This is a genomic window from Legionella beliardensis (assembly GCF_900452395.1).
GTDB classification, from domain to species: domain Bacteria; phylum Pseudomonadota; class Gammaproteobacteria; order Legionellales; family Legionellaceae; genus Legionella_C; species Legionella_C beliardensis.
This window is the reverse complement of record NZ_UGNV01000001.1, coordinates 3,125,467-3,148,846: the sequence shown is the minus strand read 5'-3', so window position 1 is coordinate 3,148,846 and position 23,380 is coordinate 3,125,467. Positions and strand designations below refer to the sequence as shown.

Sequence of the window (23,380 nt, the reverse complement as noted above, 5' to 3'; positions counted from 1 at the left end):
AGCGAAGCGAAGCAAAGTAATCTATTTTGATTTTTCTTGGTCAGAAATTGCGTTTTAAAGCTGCTAAGATTAGATTAAAACAGGGGTAATTAATTTTAATCTAGCTTCTGTAATTAATGCATGTTTACAGGATAACATTTATTTAACAGCAGCAGTTACGCTAATTATTAAGAGTAAATTTATGAAATTTGCGCACCTGCCTTTTATAAAGCCATTTACTTACAAAGAATTTCGTTTTTTATACGCCTCAGAACTATTTTTTTTTACATCAGTATGGATGGCGGGGATGGTTTTTGGCTTAATCGTTACTCATATTAAAGGTAACTCACCATTTTATGCCGGCTTGATTGGTTTTGGCTTTAATTTACCGATGCTATTAGGTCCTTTAAGCGGGGCGATTGTAGATAGGTATTCACGTCCAATAATTATGAGGATAGTCTCGCTATCAGGATTCGCTGCGGCACTAGCGATGGCAATAATATTATTATTTGGCTGGCCAAATTTCTGGGTTATGCTATTTTTAGTTTTAATCTATGGTTTTAGCCAATGCTTTTACTTTCCCGCCATCGTGACGAATGTAGCAGATATTATTCCTGATCAAAATACCATAGGAAATGCTACCAGCTTAATTAATTCTACCAATCGCGTGGTTATGTTTTTTGGTTATGGATTAGGAGGGTTTTTAATTAGTTACTGTAGTGAAGGGGCGACCTACTGGTTTAATGCACTGCTATTTTTAGCAAGTTTTGTTTGCTTATTAGCTGTTCACAATAAAGCGACGATAACTGAAACTAAAAAGTCGGTTCTCGAAGAAATGAAAGCAGGTTTAGTTTATGTTAAAAATTCATTACCTGTTTTTATTATTGTTATACTTTTAGGCATCATAGGGCTATTAGGATGGCCTTATCTATTTTTAGTCCCAGTTGTTAATCGCTATTATTTAGGCGGTACGCCAGGTACGTTAGGATTATTATTGGCTGTAGGTGGGATAGGTGGGACGCTTGGAGCATTTTATATGTCAGCACGGAAATCGGTATTAGGATTAAATCGTATTTTCATCATTGCAACTGCCATTCTGATAATAAGTATGCTAGGGCTTGCTTTCTGTCGTTCAATCCTTTGGGCAATGCCAATGTTATTTTTTATTGACCTTGGTTTAATGCTAACTTTAACAGCAGGCATGGTGTTTATCCAACAACTCGTACCTGCCGAATTTCAAGGTCGTGTAATAGGTATTATAACCATGGTAAGTTTTGGCACTATTCCTATTGGTAGTACATTATTTTATGGTCTAGTAGGCAGTGTTTTTAATGTGATGATAGCGTTTGGTATTGCTGCAATAATCTTATTATTAGCTCTAGGTTGGTATATACAAAAGCTTCCTGCAATCCGCCGCATTGCAGCGCCGGTATATGTGGACAAAGGAATAATTAAAACTGTTGATGAGGCAACTCATATTTAATAACTAATTTCTTTGCATCCTGCCAATTTGAGTAATGGAATAGCAGGTTAAATACGTTAAATCAGGCAGAGTAGAGTGAAAAATACCTCATATCACCTGCCTTTTATAATTACAGCATGATTGCATGACCTTATTAATTCTTATTTAAAAGGACTTCATCAATCGCTTCTGGCGCACTTTTTTCAAGTATATCTCTGAACATGCCATACCGGTTATTTAGAACTTTCTTACCTATGGTTTTATTGTACTCAGAACCCATTAGAAAGTTTTGTATTAAGTGTTTTTCTATGTCCAAATTTTGCATCTGCCAAGGTAGCATCTCGATATAATACAGATAATTATTTTCTATATCATCAGGTTGCTGCTCGCCAACCGTTTGATATAACTTAGTATAATATTGCATATCTACTTGGCCTTGTCTTGGCCCATGTGGACCCACTACCAGTACTCTTGTATTTTTCAAAACGGAGGTATTTTTTAATCCCCAGCCCTCTAGCAGTTGGTCAATTTCATGAACCTGAGCTTTGGTACTGTCTAACATATTTTGTTTTAGATAAGGTCCAAGAGAAGCTAGATAAGCCGCTAATAATTGCTTTGCCTGAGCAGGCTCTGGCTGCTTAATCAGTGCTGCAAGTAAGTTAATTGATTTTTCAAGAATTGCTTGCTGTGTTGCTATCAAGCCTTTATTCATCAGCACCTTCTCAATACTTGCTAGGATAGTATTTAACTTCGCGTGCATTTGACTTAATTGATTAACAAATTTTTCCTCTGTTTCATCGCTTTTTCGGTAGTTTTTAATTAATGCTTGGATAGTTAAAGGAATATGGCTAATTTGTTTGAGGCGAGTATATTGACCTTGAGCAGCGGGTGTGGTTGCATTTTTTATTTTTTTATACTGATTTTCATTATTTTTTTGCCATAAGGATAAGTCATTACCTATATAAACAAGAACATAGTCTATCGCTTTGCTTTTCAATTGAGATGTTGATTGATGAATCGAAAGGAATTGATAATTTAACTCATCTAATAATGCGCCGGGATCTTGCCCCTCTGGCTGACACTGACTAGTAGGGTGGCTGTTATCGATAATTGTAGTATGAAAGGGACATGCGGATGGTGGATTAGTTGCTAAAAAGATAGTCCTGGTAATGAGGTTGACGGATTTCTTTTTTAGTGGGGATAGTGTTTTCTTTTGCAGTATTTAATTCGATAAGCTTTCTCATTTTAATTCTCCAGGATTAGTGATTTTAAGCATCTTACACAATTTTAATTAGGCCAATTTATTAACATCAAAAAAATTGGCTCTCTTGGATAAGATACAGTAAAAATATTAAGAAATTATTAATTGAAAATAAATTATGCAGAATGAGCGCGAGCAACTAGAGAGAAATCTAAATTATTTTTACTATAGCTTATAAAGGCTGTATCGTATCTTTTGATTTATAGCGGGCATTATTAGTGGCTGTACTTACTGGAAAGTAGTTTAATTCTAGGGGTTGATTAAGCTGTTTAATGATTTCAAGGTCGGTTAAATCGAAAGGCTTAGGCTGCAACCATTGTTCTTGCTGGTCTTCATTTAAAATCCAGGGCATGCGATTGTGAAGCTTTTTTATTACATCATTAGCATCTGTGGTTAGTAAGCAGCAAGCCGGGGGTGAAGCTGTATTTGTTTGGTCTTGTTGCCAAATGGCAGCGACTGCAATCAGTTTTTGATCGGCTCTGGTAATATAAAAGGGCTGCTTTTTAGCCGTATTTGCTTGTGTTGTATGCTGCCATTCAAAAAAGCCACTCATGATCATTAAACAGCGTCGATGTTTAAAACTTTGACGAAACGTTGGCTTTTCAGCAACACTCTCTTGGCGAGCATTAAATAATAAAGTACTTTTTTTAGTTGGATACCAGGCTGTAATACCCCATTTCATATTAACGGCTACCAAGCCTTTATCAGTTTGCTTTAAGCATAGAACTTGTTCTGTTGGCGCTATATTATAACCTTGTGCTAATGATTCATCAGCCACAATGTCAAATTGTTTTTTTAAGGCTTCTGCATCAATGTCTAAAACGAATCGACCACACATGAGCTGCTCCTTAGCCATTTAAGAAAATTTGTATTTAATAATCTTTCTAGCAGTATAGTCAATTAATTTAACTGAGTTTTATTTTACCTATAAAATGCTTAACGTCTTAAGGTTTAAGATAATAATAGATAAAAGGCGCAGAACTAGGAGGACTAGTTTGCGCACAGTTGGCTAATTTTAAGAGGATTTAGCGACGGCTTTATAACAGCGCCTATTACTAAACTGGAACTTGTGCAAAAGGGTCATGCGCTAATAGAGCGTCCCGCTCTTCTTGCTCTTTTGCCTTCCTCCAATCACCCAAGAATCTAAAGGGGTTGCTGATTCCTGTTTTTTTCGGAATAACCGGGGGAGCTAATGCTTCTTCCTTAAATGCTACAAAGGCGTTGTCATCAAATTCAGGTGCCTTAGCTTCTTTAGGTCCCATTCGATTAATTAAGGTATTAATCAGCAAGGTTAACGCAATACCAGCAGCTAGAACACCAATACCTATTCCTGCTGTTGGTATAAAAACTAGACTCACAAAAACAATCGCCGGAATTAACGCGTCTACTAAAATAGATTTAGCTAATTTAATGCGCTCAAAGGCAATCAAACGTTGTTTGTATTCAGAGTCTGCATCTAAGCCTACAATCTGTAAGTAAATTAATCTTTGCTGATCTTTTATTTCTTTAGTTTGATCACCGCTTAGTAAATTTTTAAATTCTTGGTAGAGTCGTTCTCTCTCTTTTTCAATGAGGCGCTTTGATTCAGTTAATTTACTTACTTCAATAGCAAAGTTAGTTGCCGCATAGACTGTTGTTAAAACAAAGCATAAAGCTGCACCAACAAGACCAAGAGTCATTGCAAGAGCAGGCGCTATTAGCGTTGCTGGCACAAAGCAACAACACATCAATGCAAACGATGATAATAAGCCCGCAGCATAAACGATATTATTAATGTGACTATAGCGCTTATATTTCCAATCAAAATTCATTTCTTCTTCTAGTTTAAGATTGTCATTTATCTTATATTCTAATGATTGCAATTGCTGTAATAATTTCTGCTTCTCTAAAGCGTCTTCGTCAGATAATTGTTTAATCTTACATAACGCGCTAAATCTTTTTTCTAAACGTTCGTGCTGTGCTTTTAGTTCTGCTTGGGCTTGTTTTAATGCCTGTATCTGCTTATTATGCACCGTATTTTCTTCCCAAAAACGCCAAATTGTTAATACCAAATCCATTACCAGTAAACCAGCGGTAACAACATTACCTATATAACCTAGCTGCCCCGTACCTTTAAGCCAGAAAAAGCAGGCCATATTCGCTGAAGCCCAGATTAAATCATTTAATAAAGCGAATTTACGCTGATTCCATTGGGTTTTAAACCTTTCCCACGTTGAGAGATTGAGACTTTTTTCTTCTTCACTCATCCACGGGCCTTTAAAGGTATGCTTTAAAAGCAGTAAAAAATTAATAGCAAAGCGTGTGTAATAAAGAACAAAACTCATGTAGCCGGTGATAGGTGCAGCATCACCAATATGATCTTTTGCTTGTTGGTTATTGTAAAAGCTATCTGGCAGCATTTCAAAAATGCTGGTTAGCATGCCACCTGCCCATACCCAAAAGAGCCTTGCTTCATTGATATTAGATAAAGACTCAATAATAGTGCCAGTCTTAGCATTGTTAATGCTCTGTGCCTTATTATCAACAAATGCCATTATTTGTTGCACGATATAAGGCGCTACAATAACGTAGCCAAAGAATTTTAAGTATTTGGGTGATTCATTAAGTTCTGCATTTAATTGATTTTGGGGTGACAAAGGATCGGCGCTTGCTCTAAGTTTACTTAATAAAAGACTACAGTGTTGTAAGTTTGCTTCTAATTCAGCAATTTTAGCTTTTCGTTGGGCCATAGTATGGCGTTTGTGTTCTAAAGAAAGAATATAAAATGCGAATAATAATTTGTCTTCTAACGCTTGCCGTTGTTTGGGATTTAAAAATTTAAAGTAAGCAGGATTAGTTTGAGCTAATTGGCTGCTGTAATAATTTGCTACTGTAGGCAATTGTTTTCGTAAATGGTGAAGGGTGTCTAAACTTGAGTTTAAGTACAGCTCTTTTATACTTGCATCTAATCCATTTAATACGTCTGCCCTTTCTATTCCTCCCTGGCCTAATAATTGACTCCCAAGAAGGATATCATTGCCCATAGCACACCTCAGCGCCTAAAGTTAATCTAATGATATTGAATTTTATGTAATTTATTATCGTTCAATATGATTTTTTTTATATCATAATATGCATTTGGGAAACAAGAATTGAGGGTGAAGCTTTACATTTTTGTAACCTAATTTACTTTTAGTTAAGGTTATAATTTTTTTTATCTCTTCTTGCATCCCTATTCAATTATTCTCTATATGAAATATATTAAAACACTATGTTTTATTTTTTGTCAATAGATTTGGAAAATAAATTTTCATATTAGCAATTTGTGTGAAAATTTAACAGTTTTTACCTGTCATTTAACTGCAATTTACTTGTATAAATTCAAGCATTAGTAGATAAAAACTTGTTTAATTACTATCCGAATACAGTCAAAAAAATAGGCCAATATGATAAACTGATAAGCTTTTAAAAGCATTAATTAAAAAGATGAAAAAACGTGTATTAATTATCAATACCGGCGGCACTATTAGTAGTGTTAAAACAAGTTATGGTTATGAGCCTGAGCTTGGGTATATTCATAAGGCATTAGCTCAAATCCCTGCTTTAAATCATGCTGATATGCCTAGCTATGATATTAAAGAGTATGAGCCGTTACTTGATTCTTCTAATATGACCATGAATGATTGGAATCAAATAGCTGCAGATATATTTGAAAACTATCAGGCTTATGATGGATTTGTTGTTTTTCATGGCACAGATACCATGGCTTACACCGCTTCAGCCTTATCTTTTATGTTAGAACATCTTGCTAAGCCTGTTATCTTAACTGGTTCGCAAATTCCTTTATCCGAAGTAAGAAATGATGCAATCGATAATATTATTACTTCATTATGGTTATGTGCGCATACACCTATTCATGAAGTATGCATTTATTTTAATCAGCATTTATTGCGTGGTAATCGGGCCCAAAAAATCAGTGCACAACGCTTTAAGGCTTTTGATTCGCCTAATTACCCACATCTAGCAAGTATTGGTATTGCTATTAATATCCATCGCCATTTATTACTTCCTTTACCTGCAGAGGAATTAAAATTACAAACTATTTCACCGCATTTTATTGCTAATATTCGCTTATTCCCAGGGTTTTTAACAGATATTCTAGCTTATTTGCTGCAGCAGCCATTGCATGGGCTGGTGTTAGAAACATATGGGGCTGGAAATGCGCCGAATAATGAGCAGACGTTTTTAACGCTGTTAGCGAAAGCGTGTGAGCGCGGCATTATTATTGTTAATTGTACCCAATGTCAGCAAGGCTCAGTAGAAATGGGACAATATGCCACAAGCCATGGTTTAAAGCAGGCAGGCTTAATTAGTGGGCGAGATATGACGCCTGAAGCTGCTCATTGTAAGCTACTCTACTTATTAAGTAAGAATCTTAAGCCCACCCACATAAAAAAATTAATGGAAACTAATCTTTGTGGTGAGCTTAGTGCGTTGTAAGGTGCTATGTTAAAGTTACCGAAGAGATTTGCTCTACAACGTGCTCTAAGTTTTCCTTTTTTATAGCATTTTGAGCTTCAGTTAAGCAATCATTGAGCATTCCTGCTTCAGGTCCTAGTTTAGGGCCATTGATTTTGAGGGTAGAAAAGAATGCTAAAGTAATAGGTATAGTAATATTTAAGCCATACTCATTAACTTTTCCTTGATTTAGCTCTTTTAACTCATGTATATGAGCTAATACGCGGCTTCTTCTTGTCTGATGATATTTAGTATGGTGTATATCTAAGGTTTCTAGGTCTTCTTTACAAGCAATAATTCTCTCTTTAACAAGTAATTCTTTTTCTCGGGTTAATTTACGCGAATTAGTAATTTTAGGATTAGTAGTTATTCTTGCAAGCGCACTTGGATGTAGTTCTCCTAAGGTATTCTTAAAGAGGTAGGTAGCAAGATAATAACAAAGTTTATTGTAGGGATCGTTATCATCAGGTATATCTTGTAGCTGCATGTCCTTTAGTTTTCCTAGAAAATTATTTATTACTTTGATCATGTCAATTATTAATGGACCAAACGTTCCTTCGTCGTAATTGAGTGCATCACTTTCTTTTTTTGCCGCTGCTTTTGCCGCAAGCAATAGGCTAATAATTTGATTCGTATTAAGATAATCCTGAGAAGGTTGGGCTATTTCTGTAGCTATAGACGTGTCCGAAGCGTTTGAGGTAGTGGGAAGCTTGACCTCTTCTGCAAGCTCTGCCACTTCTTTCTCTTTGCCTTTATCGTTTTCTACGTCTAAGTCATTGTCTTTATTAGCACCTTCTCCTTCCGAGCTATCTTCTTTGGGTAAAGCAAGCTCAGGCAGTTTAAATGTCTTTAACTCCTGAATTAATTCGCTAGCAATGGCTCGCTTTTGGTTAGAGAGTTGCTTTTCTCTTCCTGCATATAATGTTTGAGAAAGGTAATTTATAACCGACTTATCTGAAGACGATGAAGTGCCTATATAGTCTGTTAATTCATTAGTTAAGTAATCGCGAATTATTTTTAAAAAAATAGTCATTTTTCACTACTCCTTGTGGCGCAATTTTTTTATGATATCAGTAATTCTAATATAATCAACATCAAATCAGACTGCTTAATTCCGGTATCTACCAGCTAGGATGATGCCAATTAGCTTAAGGAAATTACAAAAATTATGGCCTTACAAATTATTATTCTTGCCGCAGGGCTTGGAAAGCGAATGTATTCTAATAAACCTAAAGTGCTTCATACAGTTGCGGGTCAGCCTATGCTAGCGCGCGTTATTAATGTGGCGCAACAATTAAATCCTGATGCCATTTATGTCATTTATGGCCACGGCGGCGAACAAGTGAAGCAAGAATTAGGCCACTTAGATGTCACTTGGATTTTACAAGAAGAGCAATTGGGTACAGGCCATGCGGTCAAGCAAGCGCTGCCTTATATTTCACTCAATTCACAGGTTTTAATCCTCTTAGGGGATGTTCCTTTAATTCAGGTAAACACGTTACAAAAATTAGTAGAAGATTCTCAGGGCAATTCACAACAATCAACTTCCTTAGCACTTTTAGTTGCTAAATTAGCTAATCCAACTGGGCTAGGTCGTATTATTCGCGATGAAACAGGTGCAATACGCGCTATCGTGGAAGAAAAAGATGCGAATACAGAACAGAAACAAATCAATGAAATTTACTCTGGTATTTGCTGTGTAGAAGGAGCAGATTTAGCACGCTGGTTGCCGTTAGTAAGTAATAATAATGCTCAAAAGGAATATTATTTTACAGAAATCATTTCATTTGCTGTTGCAGAAGGGTATCGCCTTACTTCGCTTACTGTGGATGATATTTTGGAAATTCAAGGTGTGAACACACGGCTGCAATTACAGCAATTGGAGCGGGCTTGGCAACAACGGCAAGCGGAGCAATTATTGCTGCAAGGTGTGTCTATTGCTGATGCTAGTCGAATTGATATCCGTGGTGAATTGATTTGTGGTAAGGATGTGTTTATTGATGTTAATTGTGTTTTTATTGGTAAAGTAATAGTAGGCGAAGGATGCTCTATTGGCCCTAATTGTCTCCTGTCAAACGTAACATTAGATGCAGGCACTGACGTGTATGCCCATAGCGTGCTTGAAGAGTGTAAGATTGGTAAGTCTTGTCAAATAGGTCCTTTTGCTCGTTTACGCCCAGGCACAGAGCTAGGTCCTTACTGTAAAATAGGTAATTTTGTTGAAACGAAAAAAGCTGTGTTTGCTGAGGGCAGCAAAGCCAATCATCTAAGTTATTTAGGTGATGTAACCTTAGGGAAGCAAGTTAATGTTGGCGCGGGTACTATTACCTGCAATTATGATGGCGTAAATAAGCATGAAACCATCGTTGAAGATGGGGTGTTTATAGGCTCTGATACGCAATTAGTTGCACCAGTGACGGTAGGGGCTTATGCAACAATCGGTGCTGGCAGTACGATTCGTAAAAACGTCCCAGCTGGTGAGCTAACGTTATGTGAAAGCCGACAAAAAACAATTTTGGGCTGGAAGAGGCCTGTTAAGAAAGAAGAATAAAGCTGCCATTAGAGCAAGGGTAAATTCTAACTATGAGTTGCCCATTCTTGGAAAGAATGGGCTGACTGAAATTCAATTAAGTATTTAAAAGGTGATTATTTATATCAAATTACACCAGCTTCCTGATTGATACGTGTTATTAACGGCTTCTTCCTGCGGGAGGTTTTTATTTTCTTCGCCCCATAAACTAAAGGAAAGCCAATTTGTGGAAGTAGAAAATTTATTTAACAAATGTCGCTTTAAGTTATTATCTAAGTATTTGAATGGTTTTTGATAAGCTTCTTGCATTTTAATATCTGAGAAAATATCAGCAAATTTATCTTCTAAATCGGGTAGGATCTTTTCAAAGAATGCCTTTACTGGAAACTGAACAGCAAGGGCGCTTTCATTATCAAATTGCGGCGTAAGCTCAACGGTTCCCGCGCCATAGTTTTGATTAAAATAATTAATAAATGTAATCATTTTTTCTTGAGATATACTTAAATTCAGACGTAAGTACTCTGGAGCTTGGGCGCTCTGATCGATAATATACTTGCCATCAAAGGGAAAGGCGGTGATTCCTGCTAATTGCAACATGGTGTGTTCAATAACATCTGAGGCAAGCGTAATCTTATATTTCTGCAAAATTAATCTAAGGTATTCTACAAGATTGTCAAAGCTATATTGATCAACAGGAGGGAATCTAGTTACCAAAACATTTTTTAAGGCTTTATCTAAGCGCTTATATGGCTTTTGATAAATTTCTTGTATTCTGGGCACCAAGAAGGTCTCTGCTAGTTTTTTTTCAAAATCAGGTAAGATTTTTTCCATAAATACTTTAATGGGAAACCTAACCCTATTTAAACCAGGGTCATATTCAGCTATGCCCTCCCCATAGGTTTGGTTAAAATAATGGGCCAAGGCTGCGGTAGTTTCTTTAAATAAGTCTAATTTGATAAAGAAGGAATGTGGCGTATAGGTGTCACCGTAGCGCTTATATCTACCATAAAAAGGAAATTTGATGCCTGCTAATTGCATCATCGTGTGCTCAAAAATATTTGATGAAAAATCGACTTCATAGCGACTTAGATTTTTTTCCATCCAATGCTTAAAGCCATCAAAATCATAATAATTTTCTAAAGTAGCATGATGCTCTATGGAACTAGGTGGCGGTATAGGATTATTATCTTCATCAAATTTAAATTCCTTAATATCTAAATTTTCTAGAGCAAACATTCTTTTGTTTATATAAATGCAGGGAAATTCGTCTTCTAAAGAGGTTGAAGGGATATACATGTGTTCGCAACCAAGATTATTTCTATCTAAGTGAATGTGCTTTTCTCCGAAATGCTTAGACATGACAATGTACTCTATAGATAATTCGTGCCAAGGTTTATCATCTAACTGTATTTTTAAAATATTATTAGCTTCTATGTCTGCAAAATACACATAGCCTTGAACTCCCTTTGTTATGAACTTAAATAAATATCGCATTATCAATCCTTATAAATAGGTGCAACTTTTTTTAATTACTGTGTAAATGACTAAGGCATTATGAGTCCTACTAATGCCTGCGAGCATCATTTTATATATTTCAAGTTGTTGATAATATATTATTTTTTTAAATAAGATTCAGTATAAACTAACGCAATAAGTTTATTGGCTCACTACCTATTAAATATTGTTATTCCCGTGTGGCAATGTTGCGTGGATAAACTAAGCGGTTAAAGTGGCCTTGTAGCTTGCTACAACTCCCCGTCATTGCGAACCTTTACACTGTAAAGGTGAAGCAATCCAGAGCGGTGCTACTTACAGTATCCGACCTGGATTGCTTCGCTGCGCTCGCAAAGACGAGCAAATGGGTTAAAACAACTGGCGGTTTTAAAAGGCCAAGCTGACTAGGTGGTTTAACGTTTAATTAATAATATCGGCCACTTAGTTGATCTGCGCAACAGTGCCGCGCGGGATGACAATAAAATATAGTTATTTAAAATTTCTAAACACACTAAATTGCAGCAAGTTTTGGTTGTTTTTTGTGTAAGTTATTATATAAGCGTAGTACTAAAGGAAGGCTGATTACGGTAATGATAAATTTATAAATCCACCCGCCTAAGCATAAATTAAAAATCTCTTCATAAGGGTAAATACCCGTAAATAAAATAGTATAATTAATAATGCATAACAGGGTATTTGCTAGAACATTAGCCGCAAAAATACGCACAGCGCGATTAGTGCCATACATACTATTTTTAAATTTCTCAAGTAAAAAGGCATTACTACTGAAGGCCACTAGAATTGCCAATGTGGCGGCTGGAATATGCCTTGGCATAATAAATGAGTAGAAAGGATTTAAATTAAAAAAGTCAGGAGAAGGCAATAAAATAGTAGATATTAATAATAAATTAAACGTTAATTCAGCTAATACCATAACACCTGTTAAGCGTAAATTAGCTTTATATCCAAATAATTCACCTACTAAATTACTTACGAGCATAGTGAAAGGAAAAAAAATACCACTGGCGACGATAATCCAATGCTCACTAAAAGACACTAAACGGTATTCGCAGGCTAAGCAAATTAATAAAATAATGACCGAAAAACCCGTTAAATAATGATACTGAGGATTAAAAAAATAATCAGGTTTTTTCTTAAACTTAATCTCTTTATTTTGCCTAGGTAATAAGTAAATTAAATAACTAATTCCTATAAGTAAAAGAATACTAGAATCGATAAGTAATGAATCCATATAAATTAAACCAAAATTCTTAGTATATGGATCAGCAAACAGTAATAAAAAATCTATAGAAAAAAAAGAAAAGCCACCTAATAATGCCAGTAACATACACTTATGCGGTGAGTTAAAAATTTTAGGGTAGCGCGAAGAAAAGAAAAAGTGGGGCAAATAAAAACTAAGGCCAAAGGCAGTTGTTGAAGAAAAGAATTTACGTGGAATTTCTTCGCAAACAATTTGATAAGCAATTGTATTACGCATATTTTCTGTCGAAGGTAAATTCAACAAAAGGTAGATGCCAATAGAAAATAAATATAAAGCGAGTAGCGATTGATTTAAAACTTGACGTTGTTGTTGCAAATTACAATTTTTTAAAACTAAAAGATATAATCCAGCAACAAAAGAACACAGTATGCTGTTGGCTGTAAAATATAATCCTTGAATGACAATTATTTTGAAAGAAACATTAATCAAAAGAATAAGGCAAATTACCATTGCCACCGTAAGAGGCATATAACTTCGAGGCGGAAGGGGAGTAGCAATTAAAGTCATGTTACAAGCCATTTTATTGCAAATTACATTTGATAAATTTTCTTGAATTAGGAGAGTTAATTAAGCTCTACTTTAAACACTTAAATAAAAGACTAATCATTGGATATAAAGATTTTATTCGAAGCGTTGCTAAACTAGTCTAGTATCTAAACTAGTTTAATTGCTCGGCAATATACCACTTTCATTATTTATTTGGCAAATTTATCTGATGTCAAATTTAACGGTTGCATCTATCTGCTGGCTTCCTTTATTTAGTCGCAAACTGCAAATAGGCACAATTTAGTAGCTTGATTAACTAATTTGTGCCTAATAAAGAAATTGCAGCAATATAGCCATTAATAAGATATATCGAATCTATCCATAGAATTTGCTTGTTCTTGTTCCATAGGAGGCTTTTCTTCAGACTTAAATACACCTAACCTCCGTGTTAAGGTCGCAGATTTTACAGGAAGTTTAGGGCTTAGTTGGCTAGCCTGCTCATATTGAATAGGTTTAATTACAGTACGCCTTGGTACTGTAATAATAATATTTTTTGCAGGACTAGGGTTATTAGGATTTCTTAAAGGTTTAATAATTGCTTTAGCATCTACCTTTTTTTCATTATCTTCTAAAGCCAATAATGGTGCTGGACATTCTTTAGGTTCTGGCTGTCTTAATTCTATAGCCAGAGGCGTTGGGTCTACTTCTTTAAGTGATTGCTTAACTTCTAATGCTTCTAATCGTCTGCGCATCGAACCCACATCAAGTATAAAATCTTGATTACCCAGCAAAGTTAATGCTTCCCGCGCTAAGGATTTTGGTATCCCAAATAATAACCATAACAGTTTCGCGGCTTTTTTAGGGTCATAAGTGGCTGCACGCACTAAAAAGCTTTCGCTTCTATCTTCCAGTGCTTTTAAAGCAATGATTGAGCGCTCACGTAAATAGCGCCAATAAGGTTGAATGACAGGGTCAACAACAAATGCTTCTGGGCTGTGTAGCATACGTGGTAAAACAATCGTTCCTACCTTCTGTGTATAGGGATGTTGTTGTACCTCTCTAGCGAGATTATATATTTTTTTCCAAGGAATATTATTAGGAGGCCCCTTAAGTAAAATTGGAATTTGTTTTTTAAGTCCAGATGCAATGATATCAAAAATAAAGCCAATCAAGCTTTGGTAAGCACCTACCGGATCAATAACTCTTCGTTGTGATTGGTTAATAGGTGGTGGTAAATGTACATGCGCTGCCACACTAATCTGTGTTAAGAGCATGGCTTGGGCTATAAAAGGTTGATAATACTGTATTGGTATACCAGTAAATGTTTCAATACCGAAGTATTGTGCAGGTAAACTAGTCAATGCTTGAATGCCATAGCTTACTAGAAATGTTGATACTAACTGATGAATACCCAGTGCCACAGGAAGTTCAGCATTTTCTTTTAAGTACTCTACTTGGTGGCGTTGACATAAGTCCGGTAAAACCATGGTTAAGGCATAGCGCCCGCGATGAAATACGGATAAAACAGCGGCAATTGTATTACCATAACGAACATACCCTACTAAAGATAGGGCTGCTTCAGTTGCCCAAAAGGTGGTGAGATCGCGAAAATTACCTCTTACATAGCGTAATAAATCACATTTTTCATCAATGCAAACTTGTTTAGGAAGCTCAGTGTTAACTAAATTGAGTGATTTTGCAGCTTCAAGGGTTACGATTGCCATGCGTACGGTCGCTTGTGTATTTCTCCGTACGTTATAAGTCCATACACCCATTTGCAGTAATAATAATGAAGTTTGTAAAAGAGTGCTTGCACTTATCCAGCTCGCTTCTTCGTCTATTAGCTCATCTTCTGCGTATTTCTTTAACGTGTCAAACACATAATTAACAGCTATTGAAGGAATGATGTCTTCAACGAAAATACGGCCTATATGGTAAGCTATTTGCCTAGTAGGCGGGTGCATGATTCCTGATGCAACTGTTTTAACCGTTGCGGGTGCAAGTTCAACTGATTTTAAAATGGTGTTATAGGTAAAGCTACTAATATGCTGTGTAGTTTGAGTAACTGTTTGATTGTGCCATAAAGCGCTGCCCCATCCTTTTATTGTTTCCCACCAACTCATAACGCCTCCTGCTTAAGTGGAATTTTTATTCTAGGAGGAAAACACATTAATTTCTAGACATTTTGTTGATAAAATTTAATTATTTTAATTTGAGTGACTTTCTATTCAATTCTGTAGCTTTAGAAATATTTAAACCTCGTCTTTGCGAGCAAAGCGAAGCAATCCAGGTCAGGTGTTGTAAGTAGCAACGATCTGGATTGCTTCACCTTTACTTCGTAAAGATTCGCAATGACGGGCGGCTTTTGCTATGAAGAGATTTGTCTTGGCGAGCGATAAATTTATAGCGTTTTTTCTTTGTATTCACATAAATCACGAATGCAACAAACGCCACAGTGGGGCTTGCGTGCTACGCAAACATATCGGCCATGCAAAAGTAGCCAGTGATGAGCATTGAGAATAAATTCTTCATCGACGACTTTTAGTAAATTTAGTTCAACTTCCAAGGGATTCTTGCCAGGCGCAATGCCCGTGCGATTGGCTACGCGAAAAATATGAGTGTCGACTGCCATCGTTGGTTGTTTGAAAGCAGTATTAAGAACCACATTTGCTGTTTTACGACCAACACCTGGTAATGCTTCTAACTCTTCTCGGGTAGTAGGTACTTCGCCTGCGTGCTTATCAATTAACATTTGACAGGTTTTAATAATATTTCTAGCTTTGCCGCGATATAAATTAATTTTATTAACATATTCTTGTAATCTTTCCTCACCTAACTCCAATAAGGTTTGTGGTGTATTGGCAATAGGATAGAGCTTATCTGTTGCTTTATTCACACTGACGTCAGTTGCTTGTGCAGATAAAATAACAGCGATTAATAGCTCAAAGGAGGAGTTAAAATGTAATTCGGTCGTTGGATTTGGGTTAGCCGCTTGAAAACGTTCAAAAATTTCGCGGCGAGTTAAATTATCCATGATTCTTTTTTTTATCGTTAACGCGATTAAGGGCTTGTAAAATATAATTCTGTTTTGCTTCTATTTCTTGTGTTAATTGCGTTCTTTGCGCCAATTGTTTTTTTTCTCGATAATGCTGTTGTTGTTCATGTTGCTCACGTAGCTCTCTTACTTTTTTAGCTTGAAAGCGCTCACGAGCCAGATTGCGGTCATAAGTTGGTTTATCGATAACTTGCATTTCAATACAATCTACCGGGCACGGTTCAACACATAAGCCACAGCCGGTACATTCGGTTGTTAATATAACATGCATTAATTTTGCACTTCCAGCAATTGCATCAACGGGACAGGCTTGAATGCATTTTGTACAGCCTACGCAATCTGCTTCATGAATTTGAGCAACACTTGGCGCGCGCTTATTCGCTTTAGCTGCGTCCAGGTAAGGTGTTGCGTCAATTTGTAATAAATTAGCTAACGCTATCACCGTTTGCTCACCGCCTGGTGGGCACAAATTAATAGGCGCACTACCCTGTATTAATGCTTCTGCATAGGGCATACATCCAGAAAAACCACATTCACCACATTGTGTTTGAGGTAGTACTGCGTCAAGCTTGTCTATCGAAACGGTCATTTTACTTTCATACCAGGTATTGCGCCTGTATCAGGCTGTAATAAGAAAATTCCCTTACCATCACCTGCGGCTAACACCATTCCTTCGGATACACCAAAACGCATGGTTCGTGGTGCTAAATTTGCAACAACAATTGTTAAACGGCCAATAAGGTTTTCTGGGGCATAGGCTGATTTTATACCCGCAAAAACTTGTCTTTGACTACTACCTAAATCGAGCTGTAAACGCAATAATTTATCAGCACCTTCTACTGCTTCAGCAGCAATAATTTTAGCAACTCGTAAATCTATTTTACTAAAATCATCAATGCTAATGGGTTCTGCTTCAGGTAGTAATGAAGCTGATTCTGGTTGTTTAGTCATGGTTAAATTTGCCTTATTTTCTGCAGTTTCTGCAAGTAATGCTGTCACTTTATCGCGCTCTACCCGCACCATCAGTGGCGTGAAAGGTTTAATTGCTCGATTAACTAACGGGGTATCTAAGTTAGCCCAGGTCAGGGGCTCACAATTTAAAAATACTTCAGTTTGTGCTGCCATTAAGGGCAGTACGGGCTTAAGATAAGTCATTAAAATGCGAAATAAATTTAAGCCCATGGTACAAATGGCTTGTACTTCCGGCAGTTGCTCAGAATTTTTTGCTAATACCCAGGGTTTTTTGGCATCAATGTATTGGTTAATGCGATCAGCGCATTCCATAATTTGCCGAATTGCTTTGGCATAGTCGCGGTTAAGGTAAGCACTAATAATGTCGCCACGCACAGATAAAATGTCTTGATAAAGCGTAGGCTCACTTAATGTCTCTGCTAACTGATTATCAAAACGTTTATTAATAAAGCCGGCACAGCGGCTAGCGATATTAACGACTTTACCCACTAAATCCGCATTAATCCGATTAATAAAATCATCAAAATTTAAATCCAAATCATCAACGCGGCCATTTAATTTGGCAGCAAAATAATAACGTAAGTACTCAGGATGCAGATGATTAAGGTAAGTTCGTGCTTCAATAAAGGTGCCGCGTGACTTAGACATTTTCTGGCCATTTACGGTTAAAAAACCATGGGTGAAAATGGCAGTTGGCAGGCGATAATTACTGCCTGCGAGCATAGCAGGCCAAAATAGGGCATGAAAATAAACAATGTCTTTGCCTACAAAATGATATAGCTCAGCCGTTGACTGTTTACCCCAATATTCCTCAAAGGATAATTGATTTAAATCACAATATTTTTTAAAACTTGCCATGTAGCCGATGGGTGCATCTAGCCAGACATAAAAAAACTTATCCACCGTCCCTGGGATAGGAAACCCAAAGTAGGGCGCATCACGCGAAATATCCCATTGTTTTAAACCTGCTGCAAACCATTCGTCAAGCTTATTACTGACTTCCACTTGCAAATGATCTTGGCTCGTCCATTCTTTTAATAATTGCTCATACTTAGGTAAGTCAAAAAAGTAATGCTCAGAATCTTTTTCAATAGGTTTGGCGCCAGAAATCGCAGAAATTGCATCAATTAAATCGGTGGTCGCATAAGTTGCGCCACATGCTTCACAATTATCACCATATTGGTCAGGGGTCTTACACTTAGGGCAAGTACCTTTAACGTAGCGATCGGGTAAAAACATATTTTTAACGGGATCGTACGCTTGTCGTATGGTCTTTTTAACAATATCACCATTAGCTTCTAATTGTTGATAAATATGATTAGCAAGTGTTTGGTTTTCAGCAGAATGCGTGGTGTGGTAGTAATCATAATGAATAGCAAAATCACGAAAATCTTGTTCATGGCTTTGCTTCATTTGAGCGGTTAATTCCTCAGGGCTTATGCCTAATTGCTCTGCTTTTAACATAATAGGCGTGCCATGGGCGTCATCACCGCACACACTAATACATGCATGGCCAAGCATTTTATGGGTACGAACCCACACATCCGTTTGGATATGCTCAACTAAATGCCCTAAGTGCAAGGGGCCATTAGCATAAGGCAGGGCGCTGGTAACCACTAATTTGCGAGTCATCTGTGTCTAAACCTAAGTAGTTAAGAAAGTGACAAATTATAATGTATTTATTAGCAAAATGCTTGCTTAAGGTTCTTAAATTACTAATTGTTAGGGGGTAGTAAGAATTAAAAGAAGGGAAGTGAGGAAAAACAGTATATGTTGAGGCAAGCTCAACATATACTGGATAATAGAGTTACATGCCAAACCCACGTTGATTTTCATCAACAACTTCAATTTCTGGTTTATCAGTTGTGAGAGTGGTAGTAGTAAGATTGTGTTTTTTAACTGCTCTAACAGGCTCAACATATTGAGAGTTAGTAGTTACTGCTGCTGTTGTTGGCTGCTCTGGTATTCTTAAAGGAGATACAGTGCTGCCCTGAGCGCTAGTTACCTCAACTCTAGGTGCCTCATCATTTGCTGCCTCATGCTTAGATTCATGACGGTGCGTATTACGTTTTAGATGTGTATGACCATAAAGTTTTGTAGAACTACTTTCACGTGGATCAAAAGTAGGTACGATAGACTCACGCGCCATATCAGTAACGTGCGTTTTCTTAGTTTTAAATAAGTTATCAAACAGGTTAGAAACCTTAGTTAACCCATTAATAAGACCAGCTCCAATAAGCGTTGCAGCAGCAGCAATTCCCGCACCTGAGAAAGATGCAGCAACAACCGACATGGTCGTTAAACCAGCAAACGCTTTAAAGCCAAAAATGCTAATGCCAGCGATAGCTGGAATTGCAGGTGGGAAAAAAGCACAAGTTAAGCCAACACCAAGTGCAGCTAAGCCAGTTAAGCCCAATGCTGCCCAAAGTTTCCAATTGTTTTGAATGGTTCTTCTGTTTATTAATGCCATTATTATTCTCCATATGATTTGAAAAAATCCTCGGCATCATAGCAAAGAATTATTTTGTTTGAAACAAATATGTTCAATAAGTTGTTACAAAACTGTAAATTTAATCGTTAGAGCATGTTTGAAAATACCGCGATTATTTCTAACAGCCAACAATATTTTGCGTTATGCTTAAATTAAACAAGAGAATAATTGCCAAAGTCTTGCACTTTATGGAAAAATCACGAATTAATGGCTTAAGTGTAAATAGAAATGAAATGGTTATTGACAGAGCCGGCTATAGGCTTAATGTTGGCATTATCCTAGTTAATGATTCTGGGCGAGTTTTCTGGGGAAGACGTAATGGGCACGATGCTTGGCAGTTTCCGCAAGGCGGTTTAATCGCAGGCGAGACGCCACTTGAGGCAATGTATCGTGAATTACGTGAGGAAATTGGTTTAGATAAGGACGATGTAGAAATTATAGGTGTGACTAAACGGTGGTTAAAGTATCGCTTGCCCAAGCAATATTTACGGCATGGTAGTGAGCCGTTAGTCATTGGTCAGAAACAAAAATGGTATTTACTGAGGTTAACTGCTTGTGAACAGAAGGTGCGTCTTGATTTAAGTGACTCACCAGAATTTGATAGTTGGCGCTGGATTGATTATCACGAACCTCAGGAACAGGTTATTTTTTTTAAAAGGCAAGTCTATGCTCAGGCCATGAAGGAATTAGAGCACCTGTTAAAAAAACGGCGCACACCTTTTGGTATGCGTCGCAAGCGAGGTAATCATAGTTCATAAATGTTAAAAATTTTAAAACGAATTGTACAAGACGTTACAACCGCTAATCATTTAACTGAAGCCTTATCTATTCTTGTGCAGCGCTTGCACAAGGCATTGGCAGCAGACGCTGTCTCTGTGTATCTTATAGACAATAAACATGCTGAATATGTTCTAATTGCTACTGAGGGCTTAAATAAATATGCGGAATCAAAAGTTAGAGTAGGTTTAGATAGCGGTATCATAGGCTTAATTGGCCGGCGTGAAGAACCGATTAACATTATTAATGCGCCCTTGCACCCTGATTTTCATAAAAACCCTATTTTAGGTGAAGAGCACCTAAATGCATTTTTAGGTGTGCCTATTATTCAACATCGTAAATTATATGGTGTTATTACTGTTCAGCAAGTCGAACAACGTTATTTTGATGATGCTGAGGAAGCCTTCTTAATCACGCTGGCTGCTCAATTAGGTGGCATTATTGCGCATGCAGAAGCAACTGGTGAATTAAATCAGCTGACGCAGCCGAAACCAATCGGTACGAAAAAAGCCCCACCCTCATCACCTATTGCGTTAAATGGGATTGGTTGTGTGCCGGGTGTCGGTATTGGGCGCGCTGTTGTTATTTATGCGCCAGCTGATATTGATTCGGTGCCACGTCATGTTGCTGAGGATATTGAATCAGAAATAGATATTTTTTTAAAAGCGCTACAGTCTGCCCGCGAAGACATGCAACGCTTAAGCAGACGGATGAAAGCAACCGTTGCTGAAGATGAACAAGCTTTATTTGATGTTTACATACGTATTTTAGATAAAGAAAGCCTAGGCGCTGAAGTCATCGCTGTTATTCAGGCTGAGCAATTAAGTGCCCAAGCTGCATTATCCGTGGTGATTCGCAGGCATGTTCAGCAATTTGAAAATATGGAAGATGACTACCTGCAGGAACGCGCCAGTGATTTCCGTGATTTAGGCCGACGTGTGCTTGCTGAATTACAACTTTCACAGCGCGTAGAAATTACCTATCCGCGGCGCACCGTATTAATTGGTGAAGAAATCACCGCGTCTGCTTTAGCAGAAGTTCCTGAAGGTCAATTAGTTGGTATTATCTCTGCCAAAGGCTCTAATAATTCGCATGTCGCTATTTTAGCTCGCGCGTTAGGTGTGCCTACAATTATGGGTGTGCGTGGCCTTAAATTAGAGTCTTTAGTTAATCGAGCGGTGATCGTAGATGGCTTTCTGGGTCATGTTTATGTATCACCTTCTCGGACGTTACTTGCGGAATTTAAGAAGCTTGCCCGCGAGGAACTGGAATTAAACCAAAGCCTTGAGGTTTTACGCGATAAGCCTGCAGAAACACTGGATAACTATAAAGTATCATTGCAGGTCAATACGGGGCTTGCTATGGATGCGGGCCTATCTATGAGCGTTGGTGCAGAAGGAGTCGGCCTTTATCGTTCAGAAGTTCCCTTTATGAGCAGGGATCGTTTCCCTTCTGAAGATGAGCAGCACATTATTTATCGCCAGATCTTAAAAGCGTTTGCTCCCCGCCTAGTCACTATGCGTACATTAGATATTGGCGGTGATAAAATTTTGCCCTATTTTCCGGTACAAGAAGATAATCCCTATCTAGGATGGCGTGGTATTCGCGTAACACTTGATCATCCTGATGTCTTTCTAATTCAAGTTCGGGCCATGATGCGGGCAAGCGAAGATTTAAATAATTTACGTATCATGTTACCCATGATTACCAGCTTAAGTGAGGTTGAAGAAGCCTCTTTGCTAATTGAACAAGCCTTTCAGGAATTATTAGAAGAAGGCTGCCAGATTGAAAAACCTAAGCTTGGCGTGATGATTGAGGTCCCTGCTGCTGTTTATTTAGCGCGCGACTTGGCAAAGCGCGTTGATTTTCTGTCCGTAGGCAGCAATGATTTAACACAATATTTATTAGCTGTTGATAGAAATAATTCGCGCGTCGCTAATTTATATGATGCTTTTCACCCAGCCATGTTACGCTCGTTAATAAAAATTGTGGAAGGCGGTCATTCAGCAGGCATTGAAGTGAGTATTTGTGGTGAAATGGCAAGTGATCCACTGGCTGTTGTTTTATTAATTGCCATGGGTTATGACACTTTAAGTATGAACTCAACCAGTTTACCACGCGTGAAATGGGTTATTCGTAATGTATCTTTAGCTAAGGCGCGTAAAGTACTTGCTGATGTCTTGGAATTAGAGCATGCGGTTGAAATAAGACTCTATTTGCAAAAAGCACTTGAAGATGAAGGCTTAGGTGGTTTAATTAGAGCTGGGCGAATATGATATCGCTTGCGTTGGTCACGAATGGTATTCTCTATAGCCTTGCTGGTGTTATAGCTGGATTAATGTCTGGCATGGTAGGCATTGGCGGGGGTGTTATTATTGTTCCTGCTTTATTGATTATTTTTCAACATGTGGTGAATTTACCGGCACCCCTTGCTATTCACCTGGCTTCAGGAACATCATTAGCCATTATCATGTTGACCTCGCAGGCAGCGGTTCGCGCTCATTACCGACAAGGCCATATTTTATGGTCTGTTTATCGCCGTTTAGCGGTTGGCATTTTTTTAGGAACCTTCTTTGGTGTTTTATTAGCTAATTACTTACCCGCCCTGTGGTTGCAAAGGATATTGGCTGTTTTTCTGCTGATTCTAGCTGCTAGAATGATGTTTAATTTTAAGGTTGGCCAGTTTAATCCTTCGCCCTTGTTAAATAAAGTCATTAGTTTTTTGATTGGGTTGAGTTCTGGTTTATTAGGGATAGGCGGCGGTATATTTATTGTGCCTTACTTAGCTTCTTGTGGCCTAGAAATGAAAAAGATTCTACCTGTTTCAGCATTATGTATTATGACAGTCGCAGTGGTTGGGACAATCATGTTTATGATAACGGGCCTTTACCAAGCTAACTTACCTGCTTATACGACTGGTTATATTTACTGGCCAGCAGTGTTAGCGATTGCCATTCCCAGTGTTATCGGTGTTTCTTGGGGGGTTAAACTGACTTATGTATTATCACAAAAACAATTAGAATATATTTTTATTATTGTTTTGCTTATAACGAGTCTTCATTTATTATTATAATTTGAGTGTTTATAAATAGTT

Annotated in this window: 17 protein-coding genes; 6 read left to right on the top strand and 11 right to left on the bottom strand. The window is 37.4% G+C overall.

Going from position 1 to position 23,380, the window contains the following annotated elements; genetic code table 11:
• Positions 1-181: 181 nt before the first annotated feature.
• The gene (locus DYE47_RS13915; RefSeq protein WP_115303942.1) at positions 182-1,462 is read left to right on the top strand and encodes an MFS transporter; all 1,281 of its coding nucleotides are present in this window, start codon (positions 182-184) and stop codon (positions 1,460-1,462) included.
• A 133-nt stretch (positions 1,463-1,595) separates the two neighbouring features.
• On the opposite strand, the gene DYE47_RS13910 is transcribed toward DYE47_RS13915, so the two are convergent.
• The 3 genes from DYE47_RS13910 to DYE47_RS13900 all read right to left on the bottom strand — a co-directional run bounded on the left by DYE47_RS13910 (position 1,596) and on the right by DYE47_RS13900 (position 5,725).
• A complete protein-coding gene (locus DYE47_RS13910) occupies positions 1,596-2,438 on the bottom strand; it encodes a hypothetical protein (RefSeq protein ID WP_115303941.1) in 843 nt (280 codons plus the stop codon).
• 436 nt (positions 2,439-2,874) lie between these two features.
• The gene (locus DYE47_RS13905) at positions 2,875-3,540 is read right to left on the bottom strand and encodes an SOS response-associated peptidase (RefSeq protein WP_160149907.1); all 666 of its coding nucleotides are present in this window, start codon (positions 3,538-3,540) and stop codon (positions 2,875-2,877) included.
• Positions 3,541-3,757: 217 nt separating this feature from the next.
• Positions 3,758-5,725 carry a hypothetical protein gene (locus DYE47_RS13900; protein WP_115303939.1) on the bottom strand — a complete coding sequence of 656 codons (1,968 nt, stop codon included), beginning with the start codon at positions 5,723-5,725 and terminating at the stop codon, positions 3,758-3,760.
• Positions 5,726-6,167: 442 nt separating this feature from the next.
• Here DYE47_RS13900 and ansA point away from each other — a divergent pair, with 442 nt between their 5' ends.
• Entirely contained in the window at positions 6,168-7,181 is a 1,014-nt protein-coding gene (ansA, locus tag DYE47_RS13895) for an asparaginase (protein WP_115303938.1), read from the top strand.
• Positions 7,182-7,185: 4 nt separating this feature from the next.
• Here the strand turns inward: ansA and DYE47_RS13890 are convergent, their stop codons facing one another.
• Complete coding sequence (locus DYE47_RS13890; protein ID WP_115303937.1) at positions 7,186-8,232, bottom strand: hypothetical protein; 1,047 nt, start codon at positions 8,230-8,232, stop codon at positions 7,186-7,188.
• Positions 8,233-8,367: 135 nt separating this feature from the next.
• On the opposite strand from DYE47_RS13890, the gene glmU reads away from it, so the two are divergent.
• Positions 8,368-9,750, top strand: coding sequence for a bifunctional UDP-N-acetylglucosamine diphosphorylase/glucosamine-1-phosphate N-acetyltransferase GlmU (glmU, locus tag DYE47_RS13885; RefSeq protein WP_115303936.1), 1,383 nt, complete (start codon positions 8,368-8,370; stop codon positions 9,748-9,750).
• 99 nt (positions 9,751-9,849) lie between these two features.
• On the opposite strand, the gene DYE47_RS13880 is transcribed toward glmU, so the two are convergent.
• From DYE47_RS13880 to DYE47_RS13850, 7 genes are all read right to left on the bottom strand, one after another.
• Positions 9,850-11,223 carry a hypothetical protein gene (locus DYE47_RS13880; protein WP_115303935.1) on the bottom strand — a complete coding sequence of 458 codons (1,374 nt, stop codon included), beginning with the start codon at positions 11,221-11,223 and terminating at the stop codon, positions 9,850-9,852.
• A gap of 511 nt (positions 11,224-11,734) precedes the next feature.
• Positions 11,735-13,012: a VUT family protein gene (locus DYE47_RS13875; RefSeq protein WP_115303934.1), complete on the bottom strand. Its 1,278-nt coding sequence runs from the start codon at positions 13,010-13,012 to the stop codon at positions 11,735-11,737.
• Positions 13,013-13,347: 335 nt separating this feature from the next.
• A complete protein-coding gene (locus tag DYE47_RS13870) occupies positions 13,348-15,114 on the bottom strand; it encodes a hypothetical protein (protein ID WP_115303933.1) in 1,767 nt (588 codons plus the stop codon).
• 278 nt (positions 15,115-15,392) lie between these two features.
• Positions 15,393-16,025, bottom strand: a complete 633-nt coding sequence (gene nth / locus DYE47_RS13865) for an endonuclease III (protein ID WP_115303932.1) — start codon at positions 16,023-16,025, stop codon at positions 15,393-15,395.
• Entirely contained in the window at positions 16,018-16,635 is a 618-nt protein-coding gene (locus tag DYE47_RS13860) for an RnfABCDGE type electron transport complex subunit B (protein ID WP_115303931.1), read from the bottom strand. The genes nth and DYE47_RS13860 overlap by 8 nt, the downstream gene beginning before the upstream one ends.
• Entirely contained in the window at positions 16,632-18,650 is a 2,019-nt protein-coding gene (gene metG / locus DYE47_RS13855) for a methionine--tRNA ligase (protein WP_115303930.1), read from the bottom strand. Before metG ends, DYE47_RS13860 begins: the two co-directional genes overlap by 4 nt.
• 175 nt (positions 18,651-18,825) lie before the next feature.
• Positions 18,826-19,488 (bottom strand): US12 family protein, encoded by a 663-nt coding sequence (locus tag DYE47_RS13850; protein WP_115303929.1) that lies wholly within the window; start codon positions 19,486-19,488, stop codon positions 18,826-18,828.
• Positions 19,489-19,742: 254 nt separating this feature from the next.
• Here DYE47_RS13850 and DYE47_RS13845 point away from each other — a divergent pair, with 254 nt between their 5' ends.
• The 3 genes from DYE47_RS13845 to DYE47_RS13835 are packed head-to-tail and all read left to right on the top strand — an operon-like array spanning position 19,743 to position 23,359.
• Complete coding sequence (locus DYE47_RS13845) at positions 19,743-20,267, top strand: RNA pyrophosphohydrolase (protein WP_115304100.1); 525 nt, start codon at positions 19,743-19,745, stop codon at positions 20,265-20,267.
• A complete protein-coding gene (gene ptsP, locus DYE47_RS13840; protein WP_115303928.1) occupies positions 20,268-22,562 on the top strand; it encodes a phosphoenolpyruvate--protein phosphotransferase in 2,295 nt (764 codons plus the stop codon).
• On the top strand, positions 22,559-23,359 hold the full coding sequence (locus tag DYE47_RS13835) for a sulfite exporter TauE/SafE family protein (protein WP_115303927.1): 801 nt from the start codon (positions 22,559-22,561) through the stop codon (positions 23,357-23,359). Before ptsP ends, DYE47_RS13835 begins: the two co-directional genes overlap by 4 nt.
• Positions 23,360-23,380 lie beyond the last annotated feature (21 nt).